We start from the raw sequence: 19,838 nt of genomic DNA, 5'->3' as shown, positions 1-19,838 counted from the left end.
GTGCAGCTTTGCACACAATTTCAGTGTTAGGCGTATTCCTTTTCTTACTAACTTAGGCTTATAGCGGAAATGTACTCGCTTGGCTAGATACTTTTTCGTTAGAAAATATGGAATTCCGCTATGAGAATTCCAGTATTGGGGCAAATCAAATTTTACTTTGTTTATGGATATCCTCTTGCCCTATATCGTATTTGTTGCCATTATTCTGGTAGTTTGGATTGCTTTCATGATTAAAATGTATCGGAGGATAAACAAATAACCCAGGATTTATATGACATAGGATTCCAAGCGCGGTAGCAGGGATTCCACAATACGCTGGGTCTCCACAGTATTTTTTTGCGGAATGATGAAGGCCTCGATGTCTTCCATGGAGGTAATTTCCACTTGGTGGTCAATGAACCCATACCCCTTGTAAACTCCTTCCGAAATCAATACCACGGCATTTTCATTGGGCTCCCTTCCTTTTTCCTTGATGATGCGCACCTCGTTTTGGGCCAGTTTTACACTGGAAATGGCATGCTCCACTTTTTTGTTGTAATCAGATACGCTTTCCTCACCCGAGCAAATGCCTTCGCAGGTGGTAATTTCATGATGGGAGCAAACGGTGTTGGTTTGTTGCAGATGGCAGTATTTTGGGCAAAGCGCAAAGGTTTTGCACAGTTGTTCCAGAAAAGCCCGGCAATCCGTTTGGTTGTAGAAAACCTTGATGGGGTTGGGTGCACCCTTAAGGGCATTATAGGCCAAATGAAGAATACCTTTGCGGTCTTCGTAGGCAAACAGGGCATATTGTTTCCCAATTCGTTTTTGGGCACTATTGTAGGGAGGAAAAAGGCGTTTGATTTCAGCGGACTCCATAAGCAAGGCCACAAGTTCACTGCCGGATAGTTTGAAATCTATGGAAGCCGTTTCACTGCACATTCGGGTTTCCTTGGTGCTTTTATCATAAAAATGGCCCAACACCCGTTTTTTTAGGTTGATAGCCTTGCCCACATAAATGATTTCACCCTTTTGGTTTTTGAAATAATAAATCCCTGGTTTTTGTGGGATTCCATCAAAAATGGATTTGGGCAAATGCGGTGGAAGGGTGGCCTCTTGGCTTCGTGCGTTCAAAAACTTTTGGATGATTCCTTCGGCACTTGGATGATTCACCAATTTATGGAACAACAGAGTGGTGGCATGGGCATCCCCTCGGGCGCGGTGGCGATCGGTCAACGGAATCTGAACCGCCGAACATAGCTTTCCCAAGCTGTAGGACTGCAACCCAGGAATCAATTTTCGGGAGAGCCTGACCGTGCAGAGTTTTTTTCGAACAAAATCAACGCCCAACTGCCTAAATTCTTCCTTGATTACCCCATAATCAAAATTAACGGCATGGGCCACAAAAATGCAATCCTTGGTCATTTGTTGCACCCGCTCTGCTATCTCGGAAAAAATTGGGGCATCTTGTACCATCTGGTCATCAATCCCCGTAAGTCCCGTTATAAAACTTGGGATGGGGCTTTGCGGATTCACCAGCGTGGAGTATTCCTCAACAATTTCGACTCCATCAAATTTAAAAATGGCGATTTCGGTAATCTTGTTGCCTTTGATGCCGTTTCCGGTGGTCTCTATGTCGATTATGGTATACAATGCCTGAAAACAAATGGGCATTGAAGTTAGGAATTATGGAAAAAGATGGCAAATAAAGGAGATGGGTAAGAAGTTATAATCAATCATTGGAGGTGGATTCCCTAACTACCAACCTGTGCCTAAGGCTAATGGAATTGGCAGGAAGCAAATCAATATTTCCGTTTAGATGGCTGATCACCCCTTGGGCCGCCAAAACGCCCATTTGGTATCCAGGATAATCTATAGTGCTTAAGGTTGGGGTCATTAACTTGCAGATGGAATCGTTATTGAAACCGATTACCTTGATATCTTCTGGAATCTTATAATGTAGTTTTTGAAGTTCCTTGATGCAGGTTGCAGCAAATCGATCATTGGAAACAAAAATCCCGTCAACTCTCTCATTGACATGTTGCAGGTGGTTTATGAGTTCACCCACGCTATTGGGATCAAGGTCGCTCTCCAGCACGTTGGCATCCGTAAATTCCATCTGATGCTGCGCCATGGCATTTTTAAACCCCTGCAGTCGCTCTGCATAAATGCTACGGTTTAAGTGTCCCGAAACATGCAAAAGATTTTTGCAACCTTGTTGTATAAGGTGCTCCGTTGCATCGTAACCAGCTTGTTGGTTATCAATTACAATGGTGGAGCAGTTTTCCATGGGATATACCCTATCTACAAACAGTACTGGAATCCCAACTTTGGTGAAATTGCTAAAATGATCGTAGGTTGAGGTGTCGTAAGCCAGAGAAACGATGAGTGCATCCACTCCGCTTTGAAACAGGGCATGGGCATTCATCTTTTCCTTCTCCATCGATTCCAAAGATTGACTGATGACAAGATTGTACCCTGCTTCGTTCGCAATTTTTTCCACCCCGGCAAGGATGGTGGACATGAAAGCGGAATTCAGCTTTGGAACGATTACCCCAATGGTGTTGGATTTTTGCTTGCTGAGATTGGCCGCAAATTTATTCACCTTGTATCCGGCTTCCTGTGCCGCCCTTACCACTTTGGTCTTGGTTTCCGTGCTAATGGACGGATGGTTGTTCAAGGACCGGCTAACCGTTGCCGGGGAAACATGCAACTGCTCCGCTAAATCGTAAATTGTTATTTTTTTTCCCATGCTAAATAGTGTAGCACTAACCGTTGGCAATATTACTTAATATTAATGAGTCGTCGCTGTAACCTTGGGTTTTAGCGGGAGCTTTTGGCTGTTTTTGACCCACTGTGATTGCGCCTAATGGGAGAATCGTCACAGTCTAAACTTCCCGTGATATAGTGTAACCCATTTAAATAATACTGGAGCAAATCTGGATTTTCCAAACTTTGTGCATTATGTGAAGGGGAGGAATAAAATACCCTTCCCTTACCATATTTTTTGATCCAGGAAACATATTTGATATTGTCTGGAACTTCTTTCTTGAGTCCATCGAGCTTGTCGGCTTCTAGATACAATAGCGGTCTAAAATTGTAATCGAAATAGGCATTTTTGAAAAAGTACGGTTCATCTATATGCTCAAACCCAGAGGGATCAAAACACTGAACCATGGGATGTTCTATATCTACCAGCTTAATTTGTATGGCCTGTTGTTTGGGATGATAATCAAAACTGCCTCCTACCATTTCGCTGAAAGCCTTGGAGTTGTTTTGCATGACAATGCCCCCGTGGACAACCATTAGACCATGCCCTTTTTTTACATAATTAAGCAAGTTGTTCTCCAGCTGTTTTGCTTTTTTAGTCTTTGCTTTTTCGCTCAACGAGCGGTCTTTCTCAAGCGCATCCCAGAAAAGGTCCCGTCTGGGTCCAATGGAGCAATTGTTGTTCAACACAACCGCATCGTACTTTTTTAGGTTGCTTTTCTCGAATACCGAAATGTCCTTGCTGGTGAATACCTTAAACCCCTTGGATTTTTCGGCTATTATTTGAACCACGGCTTCGGTATGGGGAATGGTCCAATGCTCAAAGCCCGTGTGCAGGGAAAATATGAGCAAGTTCTTAACCTCTGAATCTTGGTTGCTGGAAGGGGCAGGAGCCAGAGATTGAATTTTGGACAGCCAATCTTCAGTCATGACAAAAGGTTCTGCTTCTTGGGCCCTGATCGGGGCGACCAAAAGGAGAGCAAATAGAACAAACGTTTTCTTCATCGGTGGTTTTGTGGTTTGAAAATCAATTTGTGCAATTTACGCAACAAATTAATTGATTCGACATTCTTACATTAATTTTCCTCATTTTCCTGTTACTGTAATCAGATTTTGAGCAAATATGGATGATAAATTCTTGGTTTGTGATAAAAATTGAATGCAATCGGTTGCGTAATAAAATGCAAATGCATAGTTTTATTCCACCATATTGGCCAAGATCGATTTTTCCAGCATACGCATGGTTTTGAATTTGAACAATGCTGGCCAATTAATCGTAAGCCTTTGATGGCAATGAAGTTGCCTACAAATTGAGTTAGTTTTTAGTTAAATTAAAGCCATTCAACCTAGACCTCATGAAACCTGTATTTCTCTTTTTTGTTTTTACAATGTTATGCTCCTGTATTACCAAGAATGTAAACAGTTTTGAGGTTAAGGTGGATGGCTCTTTGCAACAGGAATTGTCAATTTCGGTGAACTTGGATCAGTTGGACTTGGATTTCACTGGATCAAACCAAAAAATTGCCCTATTGAAAGAAACTGAAGAGGGAATGGTCGACGTTCCATTTCAATGGGATGCTGTTAAGGAAGGAAGGCTATGGTTCGTCCATAATCCCACTGAAGCTTCTAAGTATCGCATCGAATTTCAAGATGAATTGCGCAATGCCAAAACAGCTGCAGGATATCAAAAAAAAGAGGGAAAAATACAATTGTTGCTAGGTGAAAATCCTGTTGCCAGCTACCAATTCAAAATCAAATATCCGCCAACAGGTGTGGATTCCATATACGGTAAATCGGGCCATGTCCATCCCTTGATAACCCCCAAAGGTGATACCTTGACAAGAATTCAGCCGCCAGACCATTATCACCATTATGGTGTTTGGGGTCCTTGGACGAGGACTCGGATTGGAGATAGATCGGTGGATTTTTGGAATTTAGGGGATGGGCAAGGCACTGTTCGGTTTAAGGAATTTGGTCCGATGGACGCAGGAGATGTTTATGCATCCTTGGTTGCTCATCAGGAACATGTGGATTTTGGTGCGGATGCGGAAAACAGCATCGCCCTGAATGAAAAATTGGAACTGCGATTATGGAGTTTGGAACCCAAAAACCGATATGTACTGGATTATACATCAACCTTTAGTTCCCCATTGGAATCCGGATTGCTGTTTGAGGCCTATAGATATGGCGGTGGAATAGGTATGCGGTTTACGGAACGATGGCACAAGGATAATTGTGAAGTACTTACCTCGGAAGGAAAAGACCGACTCACTGCTGACGGCTCAAATGCAAGGTGGTGTATCGTCAGTGGAGAGTCTGCGGACGGCAGTGGAACCAGCGGTATCTTGTTTTTAAGCCATCCTGAAAATCGCATGCACCCAGAACCTATGAGGGTGTGGCCCATAGACGGCAATGGTGGTAGGGGCGACATGTTTTTTGAATTTTGCCCGATCCGCCATGAACCCTGGCAAATTGAATCAAAGAAAGAGTATCAACTGAAATATAGAATGATTGTTTTTGATGGAGAACTCGGCCCGGATGAAGCTGAGTCCTATTGGCAACTGTTTGCCAATCAACCTTGGACAATTGTTGTGAACGATTAAAATTTAACTGAACCATGCAAAGAAGAACATTTATTAACAAATCGGCTTTGGCAACCGCTGCAATGGTGGGCTTCCCAAGTATAGTTCCCTCCCATGTGCTGGGTAAGGATGCGCCGAGCAACAAAATCAATATTGGGCAGATTGGCTGCGGAAGAATTGCACGGAGCCATGATATCCATGACACCATTCGGTTTGACCAGACCCGGTTCATTGGGGTTTGCGATGTGGACACAAAAAGGATGAATGACGCCAAGACCCTTGTGGATTCATACTACAAAGAAAAGACAGGGAAAGCGAAGTATGTGGATGTCAAAACCTATGTGGACTATCGGGAAATGCTTTTGAACAAGGACATAGATGCCGTTGTCATAAGCACACCAGATCATTGGCATGCCCAACCTGCCATGGAAGCGGCATTAGCAGGTAAGGATATCTATTTGCAAAAACCGACTTCCCTAACCGTAAAGGAAGGACAACAGCTTCGGGATGCGGTTCAAAAGAAAAAAGTGATTCTTCAAGTTGGCACACAGCAGCGCGCCATGGAGCAGTTTCGAATTGCAGCGGAATTGGTTCGAAACGGCAGGATTGGGGATGTGCACACGGTCAAAATTGGACTTCCTGGAGACCCTGCTGGGCCTGAAGCCCCAGAAATGCCCATTCCCAAAAACCTAAACTTTGATATGTGGTTGGGATCAACACCCATGGTGCCCTATACCGAAATTGGGGTTCATCCGCAGCAAGATTATAGCAGACCGGGTTGGTTACGGATACGTAATTATGGAGCTGGAATGATCACCGGGTGGGGTCAACACCACTACGATTCTGCGGCTTGGGGCATGAATACGGAACTATCTGGGCCAACTTCTGTGGAAGCCTTGGCAGAGTTCCCTAAATCAGGAATCTGGAACGTGCATGGGGATTTTCTGGTGAAGCAGGAATATAGCAACGGCATTACCGTATACACCAGTGGTGGGTATACCAATGGTATCCGCTATGAGGGTACGGACGGTTGGATTTTTGTGTCCAGAGGAAATTACAGTGCCTCCGCCTCAGACCCAGTATCCAAAAAACAAAGTAATAAGGCCTTGGCTGCTTCGGATCCAAAAATCCTAACCTCAACAATTGGGGAAAATGAGACCCGTCTCTATAAGATTGATGATCAGCATGGGAACTGGTTGGAGTGCATCAAGAGTAGAAAAGCGCCCATCTCTCCAATTGAAATTGGACATAAGGCATGTGTGGTCTGTTTGATCAGTGATATTGCCATGCAGCTGCCGCGCAAATTGAAGTGGGATAATGAAAAGGAGGAATTTATAAATGATGATGAAGCCAATGCGATGTTGGGAAGGTCTCAGCGAAATCCGTATGGGACAGATAATGTGAAAGCCTAATAGGATTAAATGGATTCACTTTTTTCGATAAAAGACAAGCATTATTTACTATCAGGGGCTACCGGTGCGTTGGGAGGATCCATTGCGGCCTATTTGGTAGGGCAAGGAGCCAAGGTAATTCTTTTGGGAAGATCAGAAGCGAAGCTTGCGGGTAAACAAAAAGAACTGGATGAAATTCAAATTGGTCATGCCCACACCTTTGTTGTGGATTTACTGGATGAGGTGGAATTGGGTTCATTGAGGCAAAAAATAAGCGAGGAATTCGAACAATTGGATGGCATCGTCAATCTAGCCGGGGGTAATATTCCTGGAGCCACCCTACAAGAAGGCCAGACCATTTATGACATGAAAATAGAGGATACCAAAGAGGTGGTGGATTTAAACCTGTTTGGAACAGTAACTCCTACCATAATTTTAAGCGAGTTGATGGCCAAGCAAGGATTTGGGTCTATCATAAATATTTCTTCGATGGCTGCCCGGCAAAGTATATCCAGGGTTTTGGGATATTCCATGGCCAAAGCGGGAGTGGACGCCTTTACCAAATGGATGGCCCAAGAGCTGGCATCCAAATTCAGTGATCGGATACGGGTGAATGCCATTGCCCCTGGTTTTTTTGTAGGGAATCAGAACCGGGCCATTTTGATCAATGAAGATGGGACGTATACGGAAAGAGGCAAGAAAATCTTGGCCAATACTCCTATGGGTCGTTTTGGGGATACTTCGGAACTTAATGGTATGGTCCATTATTTGCTGAGTGATGCTTCAAGCTTTGTCACAGGATCCATCTTTGAAGTTGATGGGGGATTTAGTTCATTTTCAGGGGTATAGCCAATGGATTTTCTTAAAAAAACATTTCGCTGGTTTGGCCCTTCCTTTGGAGTTTCACTTCGGGAAATAAAGCAGTTGGGGGTTGAGGGCATTGTCACCTCTTGTTTACAAATACCCATAGGCGAAGTATGGCCGGAGGAGAACATTTTGGCGGTAAAAAAAGAGATAGAACGGCATGGGATGGAATGGTCCGTTGTAGAGAGTGTAAATGTGCACAGTGCTATTAAGTATGGCCTGCAGGAAAGGGACAAATACATTGAAAATTACATTCAAACCCTAAAACACCTTGCAGCTAACGGAATTTTTACCGTCTGCTATAATTTTATGGCCTTGTTTGATTGGACACGAACCCAGCTTCATTTCAAACTTCCAACAGGGGCTATCAGCATGCTATATGATCCAATCGCCATTATGGCCTTTGACCTGCACATCTTGAAAAGGGAAAAGGCCCATTCCCTATATAGCGATGAAGAAAAAAATAAGGCAACCCTATATTTTCAAAATTTGGATGATGATGGGCAGCAAAAATTGGCGCAGGCTATTCTAGTTGGAATGCCAGGTACCAAAGACTCCCTTGGTTTGGAACATTTCAAGAGGAATCTTCAGGCGCTGGAAGAGTTGGATAAACCAGCCTTGCAAGAAAATTTAGCCTATTTCCTTAATGCCGTTATTCCAGAAGCCGAGGATTTGGGGGTAAAGATGGCCATACATCCAGACGACCCGCCGTTTCCGGTGTTTGGAATTCCTCGTGTGGTTTCCACCTATGAGGATGTACAATACATACTGCATTCTTGTGCTTCACCTAGCAATGGACTCACCTTTTGTTCGGGTTCCTTCGGCGCATCCGAAAACAATAAGCTAATAAAGATAATCCAGGATTTTGGGGATAAAATACACTTCGTCCATCTTAGAAATGTGGAGCGGGAAGGTGGGGGTCGCTTTTACGAAAGTTCGCATTTGCAAGGGTCGGTCCCAATGGCAGAAGTAATGCGGGAGCTTGTTCAGGAACAACAAAGACGACTGGTGAATGGAAACCAAGTGGTAGCTATTCCAATGAGACCTGACCATGGTCATGTTGTGTTGGACGACAAGTACCGGGAAGCAGAATTTTATCCAGGCTATTCCCTAATAGGAAGAGCAATGGGATTGGCTGAGCTCAATGGTTTGGAGGTGGGAGTTAGGAATGGGCTTGGCTTATCATAACAAATGGGCTCAAAACAAATAGAACAAAACAAGTAATAACAACATCATCATGAAAAGCAACCTGAATCTACTTTGTTTAGCAATTGCACTACTCGCGGTTTCTTGCAAGCAGGACCAAAGAGCATCGGATAAAAAAGAGACTGTGACCCAACAATTTTCGGGGAGTAAAGGGGAAGTAAAACTAATAACCTTGGATCCAGGGCATTTCCATGCTGGATTGATTTTAAAGACGATGTATGATCAAATGAATCCTGAAGTGTACGTATATGCACCTGAGGGAGCCGATTTGGATCAACATCTCCAAAGAATAGAAGGATTCAACAACCGTGAGCAAGACCCAACCTCTTGGAATTTAAAAGTGTATCGGGGAGAGGACTTTTTTGAGCGGATGCTTTCAGAAAAAGCAGGCAACGTGATGAATGCATCGGGAAATAACGCCAAGAAAACAGAATACATCCTCAAATCTGTAGAAGCTGGGATCAACGTGTTTGCGGACAAACCCATGGTCATTAATGCAGATGACTATCCATCTTTGGAAAAAGCATTCGGTCTAGCCGAAGAAAAAGGTTTGTTGATTTATGATATTATGACGGAACGCTATGAGATTACAACCATGCTTCAGCGGGAATTGTCCCAAATGCCAGGGGTATTTGGGGAGTTATTACCTGGAACCCCTGATGAACCTGCCATCACCAAGGAAAGTGTACATCATTTTTCCAAGTTGGTTGCAGGCCAACCATTGATCAGGCCAGCGTGGTTCTTTGATACCGAACAGCAAGGGGAGGGACTAGTGGACGTGAACACCCATTTGGTGGATTTGATTCAATGGGAAACTTTTCCAGAGCAAACACTGTCCAAGGAGGATGTTGAACTAATCTCGGCCAGACGTTGGACCACGGACCTGACCCCAGAGATGTTTCAAAATGTGACCCAATTGGAGGAATACCCCGAATATCTTAAAAAAGATGTTCAAGGTGATACCCTTAAAGTGCATAGTAATGGAGAGCTTGTATACAAGTTGAAAGGGATTCATGCCAAAGCATCGGTCATCTGGAACTTTAAAGCTCCTGAAGGTGCCAAAGACACACATTATTCCATTATGCGGGGCTCAAAAAGTAATTTGATTATCCAGCAAGGTGAAAAGGAAGCTTATAAACCCACTTTGTACATTCAAACTAAAAATCAACAACCGACGGCTGAGATTTTACAGCATGCCATATCGGAACTCTCTAAAGCGTATCCTGGCCTTGCCTTGGAAAAGGTTGGTGATGAATTATGGAAAGTGGGTATCCCTGACAGGTATAAGGTAGGACATGAAGCCCATTTTGGACAGGTGACCGAAAAATATTTGCAGTTTTTAAAGGACGGTCAGCTCCCGGAATGGGAAATTCCCAATATGCTTGTCAAATATTATACCACTACGGAAGCCTTAAAATTGGCTGCACAACAGCCTTGACTTTTCCTTTTTTGTAATAATTGGCTCCAATTAAAAAGGGAAGACATAGATTTGCAGCGTATCACCAATCGATATTGAAAACTGTTGAATCCGTTACAGCGCTTTATCCATTACATTTTTAGTCTAACTGGTTTTGGGCGGTTACTTTTGGCCAATTATCTTCTTCAGAAGAAATTTCTGTTTCCCATGGGATGGAGCAAAAGTGTGAGAACCGGCAAACCTGTACAAAAAAATGGGAATGAACTCCCTTGGTTCACCTATGCTTTCATAGCTTTTTTGGAAAAACGAATCCATAACCAAATGTCCATTTTTGAATATGGGAGTGGGAATTCAACCCTTTGGTTTAACAAAAAAGGCTGCACCTTGGTATCGGTGGAACACGATGAAAACTGGTATAGGCAAATGAAGTCGCGTTTAGATTCAGCTCCTAAAATAGAATACCTGTGGCGAGACTTGGAATCCAAGGCTTATGCCCAGGAGATTTTGAATTATTCCAAGGAGTTTGACATCATTGTATTGGATGGCAGGGATAGGGTAAATTGTTGTTTGAATGCATTAAATGCATTGAAGGAAGAAGGTGTTGTTATCTGGGACAATTCAGACAGGGAGGAGTATTTGGAGGGCTATCAGTTTTTGGAATCGAATAATTTCAAGCGATTGGATTTCCATGGTTTGGGTCCCATTAATTCTGGAAAGTGGTGCACTTCCGTCTTCTATAGAAAGGATAACTGCTTAAATATATAGCTGTTAAGCCAAAAATTCCTGGATGAGGGAAACTTTTGCAGGGGGTACGCAGAAACAATCCCGGACACCGTTATCTTCATTTCTTTTCAAAGTTTCCACTTTTTGAAGTCCTTCCGGGGTATGGTTGAAAAATTCGTAGCCCAATGCACTTAAAATAGCTTCTATTTCCGCTTCATTTTTGTTAAATAAGGTTTCGCAGATAATAATGGGCTGATGTTTTTTTATGGTTTCCAACCCTCCTTTTAGGATTTCAACCTCTGCTCCTTCGGTATCAATTTTCATCAGGTCAATGCTTTCAATGTCGGAAGCATAGTCGTCCATGCGTAGGGTTTTTACCCTGACTTTCTTGGATGGTAAATTTGTTTTGGTTCCGATATTATGTTCCCCTGAAAGGTTGGCGATATTGGGGAATTTTGGATTTACAATTTGGTGGAACTCTATTTCACCCTTAAAATTGGACAAAGCCAAAGGCTCAACCTTAACTTGGCTATCCAATTGATTCTGTTCAACATTGGCTTGTAAATAGGTTTTGGCACCATCGGATGGTTCAAAAGCCCGAACCTTTAAGCTGGGATTGGATTTGCACCCCAGAACACTGTAGTAACCAATATTGGCACCAATATCCCAAAAAGTCTTGACCTTCTTAACCAAATCTTTAAAAATTGGGGTGTATTCAAAAGCCATGGGACCATTCCAAAAGAGTTGACGGGTTATATAACTGGTCTGGTTGGTCTTTAGTTGGAATGAGGAGATACCTTCAATATTGATTTTGACCAATCCTGAAGCTGGCAATTTCCACCCTTCCGGCAAAATGGAGGAAAACAGTTTGCAAGCATTTCTTATTAGAAAATTTATTTGGGGCTGGTATATTACCGAACGCAACCAGTTCATTGGTCAATTTGAATTTTAAAAGACCAAAAATACCCAAATAACAAAAGCGAGCTAAAACTTAAAGAACATTTAAGCGAGCTTGTTGTCAAAACATGATGACCTCAGTCAAAAAAGAGGCAAAGAATCACTATAGCAATACCTCCCTGTTCAGTACAGCCATAATAAAGAACACGGTAATGGCAATGATCAAACAGCTAATTCCTGCTGTTAGGTTTTCTGGGATGGAAAATTCCTTTTTAATGTTGTGTAGAATAGCTTTCATAGGTTAAATCTTTGAGGTAAAGTTTTGAATACCTATGAAGTGTCCCCAAACTATTGGTTAAATGAGATAAAGACCGGACAAATGGGATGAAAATATTGGTTAATCGAATAAAAACACCTTTGGCCTAGTTTTTTGGTCGATGGAAACCAACCGGAAAACGGTGTTTGGGTAGATTTTTTAGGGAAGAAAAAGGGAGCCCTTCATTTTCAGTCGTTCTCGTTTCCCCCAAAATTTGAATGACCTACCCATGAAGGGCAACAAATTAGGTTAGGGAAATTAGAAGGGTGTAAAGTCAAAAAAAATACCCATTTATAGGGATTTTGCGGAAAAGCCCCAGTTTTTTTAAGGGAAATCTGCAATGGTTTTAGAGGTCAAATGTCTAATTTTCAGGGCCTCACAATTGTTTCCGTAAACTTTTTGCTTGGTTTTGGTAGAAATCCCCAAGAATGGGGATGTTGGTTCAATCTATTAGAAATTACTTTTAACCAAATAAAAAACGGGAAATTATGACCAATACTTTACAAAGCAATTTAAGGGCCACAATCGATTTAAGATGCAACGATGATGGAGATCACCCTGTGCATCATTTTATTTATGGTTCCCAGTTGTATGGAACTGTCTTTGCCATATATGGGAAATTCAATATTGAACCTGAGGCCGATGGAAATAAATGTATAGTATTGTCCATAGAATTAAAACTGATAAACTATAAAGGTCTGATCAATATTGGTTTTACCAAAAGAAAACCGATTCTTCACCGTGATAGGAAAAGTATATTTTTTGGTGTACAAGGAGCAAGTAAAATAACCACGCAGACAATATGTTTTCGTGATCCTTTAGTGGTGGGGTCTGCCCCGTATGACCTAATATTTAAGAGATTACTTTATCCTTTGAAGGGATTTAAATTTAGTTTGCGTGAACGGTTGTGTCATGGAAACATTGAAAAACCTTTGGGTAAACCAATACCACATAAAAAATACTTTGATTCTGAATTCTATTACCGTAATGGAGATGAATACTTTTATAGGGCACTTCGTCCTGGAATGTATGGATTTGAAGGGGTAACTCTAAAAAAAATTGCCAAAAAGAACAAAGAGGAGCAAATGGCGGAAAATAGTTACAACGGCAATGATATTGAAGATTTGAACTCGGATAAAGAAATTAACTTGGTTTTTGCCTCCCCAAGATGTCACCAAAGTAATACTGTCATGACTTTTTAATGAATTCCGGTTGGGTATTTTGTTTTTTGTGGTTGCCAGGAGTGGTTTTTTCTTTTGAAAGCCAAATTCCAAAGGAATATTTCATTCATCTTAAAGCACTGGAATATGACAAGGCTAAAGTTGTGGCCAACAATACGGAAAATGCTCAATTAAAACATGAATTATGGCAGTTGGCGGATATTCTTTACTTCGAAGGTGAGCAGGAAGAGACCTCCGAAATACTGCAAAATGATGGCGATGAAGATACACTTAACTCGGAAATCAAGATACTCCGTGGGTTAAACAAAGGGTACATTGATCTTTTTACCCGGAATACTGGGGAGAATCCTTATGAAAGTTTTTATAAGGCCTATGTGATGGCTAAATCTTTGGGGAATAAAGAATTACTCAAAATTTGTCTTTTGGCATTTTTCAAATATCATAATTATGAAATTGCTCAAAATAGTGAGGGCCATCTGGTGTTCTTGGAGTCTTTTAAGGACCTAAGAGAAGATTTAATGGATGAGGTCTGGGCCACGATATACAGTATGATATTCTATTCCAAGACTTTGGATGGGTTACCGAGCGATTATTTTGTTTGGGCAGCTCGATTGGATGAGTTGGAAGGCCAATTGAATGAAGATAGCAGGGCACTAGCTTTTGTTTTCTATGAAAAAGCTCTGAAATACGACATTGAGGGGGATACGGAGATGGCAAGAACCTACTATAAGAAAACCATTGATGCGTCGAAAAACTACCCTTTTGCTAAGTATACCAGGTTTTTTGCCAATATGCAGTTATTAAGATTGGAAACAGGAGAGAAAAATTTCAAGGAAGCAAGAACTTATCTGGACCATATCAGGAGAATTTCATTTAAGGACACGCTAAGGGCCAAATACTATATTGGATTTCCCGCTTCTGAATTTTACGGGGCTCAAAGCGACTACGACAAGGCGTACAGATATCTCAAGGAGACTTATCTTAAGGGGTTTGCCATGGATTATAGAAAAAACACATTGGAAATGAACCGAATGAATGTGGAGCTTCAAACGGAAGAAAAAGAAAAGCAGCTTCTAATTCAAACTCAAAAAAATAAGGCAAACAGAAACTGGCTCATAGCTGTAAGTCTAACGCTAATACTAGGTATGGGAATTGCCATCCTCCTCCAAAAAAACACCACTAAAAAACGCTTGTTGGCCGAGCAAGAATCACAGCTCAAGCAACAGCGGGTAGAGAATCTTCTCAAAGAACAAGAATTGGTGAGTATAGATGCCATGATCGAGGGCCAGGAAAAAGAACGTCAAAAAGTGGCCAATGAGCTTCATGATGATTTAGGGAGTCTTATGGCCACTATCAAGCTCCATTTTGATAATGCCAAGGTGAGCGAAAAAGATCCTGCCATGCAGAATGCCCAAAAGTTATTGGAAGAAGCCTATCAAAAGATTCGGGGCATGGCCCATAGCAAAAATTCTGGGGTAATGAGCGACCAGGGATTGTTGCCAGCTATCAAAAAAATGGCTAGGACCATTTCAGAAACCAATGCACTAAACGTAACAGTGGAGGATTTTGGTCTTGGGGAACGACTGGAAAACTCCTTGGAGCTCACCATTTTTAGAATGGTACAAGAGCTTGTGGCCAATGCCATTAAACATGCCAATGCCACAAAAGTTGGCATTCATCTAACACAGCATGAGGACCAACTTAACATCATAGTGGAAGATAATGGGTCGGGTTTTGATAGCACCAAAGTCAGCAAGGTTCATAACGGAATGGGACTGACCACAATTGAAAAAAGAGTGGAACATTTGGAAGGGAACTTTACCATAGACAGTGTCCTGGGAAAAGGCACCTCCATATTAATCGATATACCGGTATGATTACCGTAGCCATAGCTGAAGACCACCAAGCCCTTATCGATGGCATACGATCGTATGTGCGTTATGAGGAGGACCTCAAAGTCATAGGCCATGCCAATAATGGGGAAGAATTGCTAAAAATTGTCCGGTTAAAACAGCCCAAGGTAGTTCTCTGTGATATTCGAATGCCCAAATTGGATGGTATAGAAGCCACAAAAATTATCCTAAAGGAATTGCCCTATACCAAGATTGTGGCCTTTACCATGTTTGATCAGGATGAAGCGGTACGGCAGATGTTGGAGGCGGGTGCCCATGGATATATTCTTAAAAACAGTAGCTTGGATGTGGTTTTGGAGGCCATTAGGGCCGTTGCAGCTGGGAAAACCTTTTATGATAGGAAACTACATCTCCCCAACACGGAAAAAAATAGCTCCAAAAGCGTACTGTCTTCCCGGGAGCGGGAAATTTTACAGCTGATTGCCAAAGGTCGCACTTCGCACCAAATTTCGGAAGAACTTTTCATTGGCAAGAGCACCGTGGACACCCATCGCAAAAATATGATACGCAAGCTTGGATTGAGTGGGGCAGGGGAACTGCTACGTTATGCTGTGGAGAAGAAATACGAGTTTTAAGTGACTTGTTTTTAGTTAGTTAGATTAAAAATCCCCATTTTATGGGGATTTTTTATTGGGGTGGCAAAAAATATATTTAATCCGCTTGGGGATCCAGTGATTGATGGGATTACAGCCCATTTAAACAAGGAAAAAAAATTCTATGGCCTACTTGGGATGCTTATCATCAAAGATTGGGCATAAAATCCAACGTGTTCGTATCGATCCAAACGGACCTCCTTCCAGTTTCTGGAAGTGCATGGAAGCATAGGATTATGGATGGATTGACCTATATTTTCGACTCAAGCTGAAATTCACCTAATCTTCAGGGGAAATCTCATCCAGTTTGGCACTGATCTGATTTTTGGCAGCATCTCCAGAAATCCCTCCATCTTGAAATTTGTCAACCAAAGCTCCAATTTCTTTCAGGACTGTCAAAAAACCTGAGGTATCGTCTTTTAACAGAGATGTACATTCAACATATGTATTCTCGATTACATCTGGGGTCGTTCTACCTTCCAAGGCGTTGCAATACAGGACAAACTTAGCTTCTTTGCATATAGTCTCCATACGGTTGCAATAATCCAATGTTCTTGAGTGTTCAATCTGGATTAGAACGTTCAGTCTGGTAATTTCGTTTTTTATCACTTCTATACCGGGAGTGGTCAACGCACCTTCTGTGGCCGATATATGTCCTGATCCTATTGCTTTTACAAGCTGCTTTGCAAACTTAATTTTTGGCACGCTGCACTTTGTGTTTTTATAAAGTTTCCAAGCTGTTTTACATTTTTGCTCTTTGGTAGGAGAAAACAAGTCGCTTTGCGGAGCCTTCTCAACATATTCATAAGCAGATTTTAAACTTGTGAAGTAAACATCATTTGCATCCACAGTTTGGGCGAGCTCATCTTCATACATTAACATGGATGGTTGATAAGGATGGTCTTTCGTATCGGTTATTCCATCACCATCTGAATGTTCTTCCCTATCTTCTTTTGGTTCTTTGTCCTTTGGACTTTCTTGGGAATACGTTGTGTTGATTACCGACAGTAAAATGATAGCCGCTAATGCAAATTTTAAGCTAGAGGTTTTCATATCTCAATATTTAGTTAACAAAAAGCTAGTATTCTATATAATTTGTGAGATTAAAAAACAGATCATTGCTCCGATGGCAAAAATAAAAGAGAAGTTCTGCAACATGCCAAATACTCTAACGTCATTCCTGTCCAATACTTTAATACTTGGTTTCACTACATAATATGCAATGCTCAAAAGAACAAAAACCCCACAAAGGATATTTACGCCCAAAGGAATCAAAATCCAGGGTAGTACCACCCATAGATCAGGTGCCTCCGTCTTAATCAATTCAGTAAAGGCAAATGTGGCCGTAACAATTGTGGCAGAGAGCGTGAGTTGCTGCTTTACCGCGGTTAATGCAATATCAATTTGTTTTTCTTCGCGATCAAAAGCCATTTTTATTCCGTTTTACACCAAAAGATTAAACCACATTCATCACGGGCCGAGGCAATGGATTCCAAAGTGATGAGTTGTTGGTCCTGTCTTTGACTATGGTTGGATACTCTTTGAATAAACTTCTCAAAATCTACAATACCATCTCTCCTTTTAGTTCCACTTTTATAGGTGGAGGCAAAAATGTCTATTTGGGATTCAATTTCTTTAAGGGCCACCTTATCTATTCCCAGATTGTGGTTTCGGATTACTGCAAACAATATGGTAAATAACCTTTCTCTCATAGATGATCATTAATAAAATGTATTATGCGTTTCCATCCATAATCACGGATACAGGTCTGTGGTCACTGGTCCTGGTGTCATTGTTGGAGCCAAGATTGCCCCTATCAAATGCGCGGTGCTCCACAAGCCCGTTCCCTGCATTCACCTGAAGCGAATGACTTCCGTTGACCAGGCCTTGACTAACAAGGATATGGTCTATCAGCAACGGGTTTTGACTGGCTGGAATTCCCAAAATGGCATCCCTGAACCTGGCTGTCCACCTACGGTCTGCTGGAAAATCAAACAGGACATGGTTAAAGAATCGCTCGGCCAACAGCACTTCTCCCTGCAAATTCTGTATAAGGTCAAAAAATAGATATCGGGTCTCAAAAAAGTCGTGGCCGGGACCGTCGTTACAATCCCCAAGTATTACAATACCGGGATGGATGTGGTTGACATATTTTGCCTCAATATACCTTCTTATGTCCCTGGCTTCCGTGGCCAATTTTACCCGCGATTTCAAAGCGGATTCCAGATAGGCTCCCGTTAGATTGCCATTGGCGTTCCTGGTAATTCTTTCCCTGTTTATAGGGGATTTTAAATGAACGCCAATAAACTCAATTTCCATACCTCCGGGTAAGGTATATAACATAACCTGTGGCATGCGGTAGTGGTCATGGAATTCAGGGTCTATCTGGCCCCAATAGTTCACCTCCCATCTGTCTGAAGTGATATTGTGCCAATCCACAGCAGGTTGGATTCGGCAGTTGTTCGCCAAGCCTGGTTTTACCACATACCACATCCATTGGGTACCCCTCATGTCGTGGCCATAATCCCTGTCTCTACTGCCAACGGGTGCACCGGCCCCATCCAACAAAACGGGAACCCATTGATTGTTAAATACAGTTTGGCAAAAGTCAATGATCTGTTGTTCGCCCTTGGGCCCTTCCACAATGAGGAGAACGTCTGGGTCAATTTCATTTAGTGTGGACAATACTCTTGCCCTCCGATCAAGAATCTCCGGTGAAGGATTTTGATTTAAGAGCCGCGAGGTGTGTTCAATATTCCAAGTTGTTACTTTTAGGGACATGCTAAGTTTATTTAATGAATAAAAAACAGCACAGCAAAGTCATCGAATGGGATTCGGGTCTAATCGATAATAAATCAAAGGGGGAATACTAGTTCTGGAGAAACCTCTCTAATGTAAGAAAATTATCTGACAATTGTAGCTCTAAAAATATAAAATGGACAAAGAAATAGGCTTATTTGATTTGTGCCTTTACAACATCCAAAAACTCACCCTCCTCAAAAGGGATCATTTGAGCGGCCAACTCCAAAACCGACTTAATGTGCGTATCGGGTTCCAGGATATGTTCGTGATTACCTGAGTTGGCATTGTCCAAGGCCAAGATGCACACGTTTAGAAGCGATTCCAACTTAAAAAGCAGCTCTACATAACTCCTAACCTGTAGATTGGGAATGCTAAAACCTCTTTTTTGGGATTGTAAAGTGCCAAAGTAGGCTTCAATGGGGAGGTCAAGATGGTTTAGGTTAAGTTTTTTCTTGTTTTTCATGGAAAATGATTTGGGTTTGTACTCATATAGATTGTCAACTTACTGTATGACAAATGTAGTAATTTAAATCTCTTGTCAGCTAATAGTATGACAAAAATGTCACTTTATCTGTTGACATTTGTTTTGTGACCAAGGAAGAATTAAAACAACGGATAGGAAAACGCATCATAGAATTGCGTTCACAAAAAGGTTGGAATCAGTCTGATTTAGCTAGGGCTTGTAAAAAGGACCGACAGACCTTGGAGAAACTTGAAAATGGGAAGGTTAACCCCACTTTATTCACCTTACATGAGGTTGCGAAGGCATTGGACGTGCCACTTTCCAAACTGATAAACTTTTAGGTAACTCGCGATGGCCGAAAGACGTTGACGGAAGTCTATGCTTGAGCTGAGATTCAACCTAACAAACGCTTGGGTTAGTCGTTGTAACTGATTCGCTCCCGAATACCTCCGCTGGCTCTATGGATAATAACATCGGCCTTATATTTTTTGGCCAGACTTTTGGCTTTTCGAATCGCCGTACTTTGTTTTCTGTGTTTGCTTGTTACCCGTTTGTTGCCCTCGCGACGCACGGCCCAACCTTCTTCATGCGGGACAACATGCTGGTGCCAAGTACGACCCCTTTTGTTGCTCGTCTTACTGTTTATAAAAACCTCAATAAGGTCGATTAGGATTCGTAACCAAGATTTGCCTTTGGACATGGGAGTAATTGATAATCTCGAAGATAATGGTAATCAACGAAAGTG

At 41.9% G+C, this 19,838-nt stretch carries 21 protein-coding genes; 10 read left to right on the top strand and 11 right to left on the bottom strand.

All coding sequences use genetic code 11. The annotated features are described in order from the left end of the window. Positions 1-267: 267 nt before the first annotated feature. The 3 genes from ACOOE0_RS00955 to ACOOE0_RS00945 all read right to left on the bottom strand — a co-directional run bounded on the left by ACOOE0_RS00955 (position 268) and on the right by ACOOE0_RS00945 (position 3,750). Positions 268-1,650, bottom strand: coding sequence for an exonuclease domain-containing protein (locus ACOOE0_RS00955; protein WP_420400625.1), 1,383 nt, complete (start codon positions 1,648-1,650; stop codon positions 268-270). A 58-nt stretch (positions 1,651-1,708) separates the two neighbouring features. Continuing rightward, positions 1,709-2,728 carry a LacI family DNA-binding transcriptional regulator gene (locus ACOOE0_RS00950; protein WP_420400624.1) on the bottom strand — a complete coding sequence of 340 codons (1,020 nt, stop codon included), beginning with the start codon at positions 2,726-2,728 and terminating at the stop codon, positions 1,709-1,711. A 71-nt stretch (positions 2,729-2,799) separates the two neighbouring features. Then, the gene (locus tag ACOOE0_RS00945) at positions 2,800-3,750 is read right to left on the bottom strand and encodes a ThuA domain-containing protein (RefSeq protein WP_420400623.1); all 951 of its coding nucleotides are present in this window, start codon (positions 3,748-3,750) and stop codon (positions 2,800-2,802) included. 350 nt (positions 3,751-4,100) lie between these two features. Here ACOOE0_RS00945 and ACOOE0_RS00940 point away from each other — a divergent pair, with 350 nt between their 5' ends. The 6 genes from ACOOE0_RS00940 (at position 4,101) to ACOOE0_RS00915 (ending at position 10,970) form a co-directional block, all read left to right on the top strand. Next, on the top strand, positions 4,101-5,348 hold the full coding sequence (locus tag ACOOE0_RS00940; protein ID WP_420400622.1) for a PmoA family protein: 1,248 nt from the start codon (positions 4,101-4,103) through the stop codon (positions 5,346-5,348). 14 nt (positions 5,349-5,362) lie between these two features. After that, positions 5,363-6,739, top strand: coding sequence for a Gfo/Idh/MocA family protein (locus tag ACOOE0_RS00935; protein WP_420400621.1), 1,377 nt, complete (start codon positions 5,363-5,365; stop codon positions 6,737-6,739). Between the two features lie 9 nt (positions 6,740-6,748). Further along, positions 6,749-7,567 carry an SDR family oxidoreductase gene (locus tag ACOOE0_RS00930; RefSeq protein ID WP_420400620.1) on the top strand — a complete coding sequence of 273 codons (819 nt, stop codon included), beginning with the start codon at positions 6,749-6,751 and terminating at the stop codon, positions 7,565-7,567. A gap of 3 nt (positions 7,568-7,570) precedes the next feature. After that, on the top strand, positions 7,571-8,770 hold the full coding sequence (gene uxuA / locus ACOOE0_RS00925; protein ID WP_420400619.1) for a mannonate dehydratase: 1,200 nt from the start codon (positions 7,571-7,573) through the stop codon (positions 8,768-8,770). Between the two features lie 49 nt (positions 8,771-8,819). Beyond that, positions 8,820-10,226 carry a putative oxidoreductase C-terminal domain-containing protein gene (locus ACOOE0_RS00920; RefSeq protein WP_420400618.1) on the top strand — a complete coding sequence of 469 codons (1,407 nt, stop codon included), beginning with the start codon at positions 8,820-8,822 and terminating at the stop codon, positions 10,224-10,226. Positions 10,227-10,310: 84 nt separating this feature from the next. Next, positions 10,311-10,970 carry a hypothetical protein gene (locus ACOOE0_RS00915; protein ID WP_420400617.1) on the top strand — a complete coding sequence of 220 codons (660 nt, stop codon included), beginning with the start codon at positions 10,311-10,313 and terminating at the stop codon, positions 10,968-10,970. 3 nt (positions 10,971-10,973) lie between these two features. Here the strand turns inward: ACOOE0_RS00915 and ACOOE0_RS00910 are convergent, their stop codons facing one another. Beyond that, a complete protein-coding gene (locus ACOOE0_RS00910; protein WP_420400616.1) occupies positions 10,974-11,861 on the bottom strand; it encodes an FkbM family methyltransferase in 888 nt (295 codons plus the stop codon). A 127-nt stretch (positions 11,862-11,988) separates the two neighbouring features. Next, positions 11,989-12,123, bottom strand: coding sequence for a hypothetical protein (locus tag ACOOE0_RS00905; protein ID WP_420400615.1), 135 nt, complete (start codon positions 12,121-12,123; stop codon positions 11,989-11,991). A 506-nt stretch (positions 12,124-12,629) separates the two neighbouring features. Between ACOOE0_RS00905 and ACOOE0_RS00900 the strand changes: the two genes are divergently transcribed. Genes ACOOE0_RS00900 through ACOOE0_RS00890 form a run of 3 tightly spaced genes read left to right on the top strand, consistent with a single transcriptional unit; the run spans position 12,630 to position 15,810 of the window. Further along, positions 12,630-13,343 (top strand): hypothetical protein, encoded by a 714-nt coding sequence (locus ACOOE0_RS00900; RefSeq protein ID WP_420400614.1) that lies wholly within the window; start codon positions 12,630-12,632, stop codon positions 13,341-13,343. Continuing rightward, a complete protein-coding gene (locus ACOOE0_RS00895; protein WP_420400613.1) occupies positions 13,343-15,199 on the top strand; it encodes a tetratricopeptide repeat-containing sensor histidine kinase in 1,857 nt (618 codons plus the stop codon). The genes ACOOE0_RS00900 and ACOOE0_RS00895 overlap by 1 nt, the downstream gene beginning before the upstream one ends. Next, positions 15,196-15,810, top strand: a complete 615-nt coding sequence (locus ACOOE0_RS00890; protein ID WP_420400612.1) for a response regulator — start codon at positions 15,196-15,198, stop codon at positions 15,808-15,810. Before ACOOE0_RS00895 ends, ACOOE0_RS00890 begins: the two co-directional genes overlap by 4 nt. A gap of 297 nt (positions 15,811-16,107) precedes the next feature. Here the strand turns inward: ACOOE0_RS00890 and ACOOE0_RS00885 are convergent, their stop codons facing one another. The 5 genes from ACOOE0_RS00885 to ACOOE0_RS00865 form a co-directional block, all read right to left on the bottom strand. Then, complete coding sequence (locus ACOOE0_RS00885) at positions 16,108-16,881, bottom strand: hypothetical protein (protein ID WP_420400611.1); 774 nt, start codon at positions 16,879-16,881, stop codon at positions 16,108-16,110. Positions 16,882-16,914: 33 nt separating this feature from the next. Beyond that, entirely contained in the window at positions 16,915-17,259 is a 345-nt protein-coding gene (locus ACOOE0_RS00880; protein WP_420400610.1) for a hypothetical protein, read from the bottom strand. A gap of 2 nt (positions 17,260-17,261) precedes the next feature. Next, entirely contained in the window at positions 17,262-17,540 is a 279-nt protein-coding gene (locus ACOOE0_RS00875; protein ID WP_420400609.1) for a hypothetical protein, read from the bottom strand. Positions 17,541-17,562: 22 nt separating this feature from the next. Then, entirely contained in the window at positions 17,563-18,609 is a 1,047-nt protein-coding gene (locus ACOOE0_RS00870; protein ID WP_420400608.1) for a hypothetical protein, read from the bottom strand. 172 nt (positions 18,610-18,781) lie between these two features. After that, positions 18,782-19,093 carry a hypothetical protein gene (locus ACOOE0_RS00865; RefSeq protein WP_420400607.1) on the bottom strand — a complete coding sequence of 104 codons (312 nt, stop codon included), beginning with the start codon at positions 19,091-19,093 and terminating at the stop codon, positions 18,782-18,784. 125 nt (positions 19,094-19,218) lie between these two features. On the opposite strand from ACOOE0_RS00865, the gene ACOOE0_RS00860 reads away from it, so the two are divergent. Next, a complete protein-coding gene (locus tag ACOOE0_RS00860; protein WP_420400606.1) occupies positions 19,219-19,434 on the top strand; it encodes a helix-turn-helix domain-containing protein in 216 nt (71 codons plus the stop codon). A gap of 74 nt (positions 19,435-19,508) precedes the next feature. Here the strand turns inward: ACOOE0_RS00860 and ACOOE0_RS00855 are convergent, their stop codons facing one another. After that, a complete protein-coding gene (locus ACOOE0_RS00855) occupies positions 19,509-19,793 on the bottom strand; it encodes a DUF2188 domain-containing protein (RefSeq protein WP_420400605.1) in 285 nt (94 codons plus the stop codon). Positions 19,794-19,838: the final 45 nt, after the last annotated feature.

The sequence above is a fragment of the Flagellimonas sp. genome (genome assembly GCF_965215805.1).
GTDB lineage: Bacteria > Bacteroidota > Bacteroidia > Flavobacteriales > Flavobacteriaceae > Flagellimonas.
This window is presented reverse-complemented; position numbering and strand designations above follow the sequence as displayed.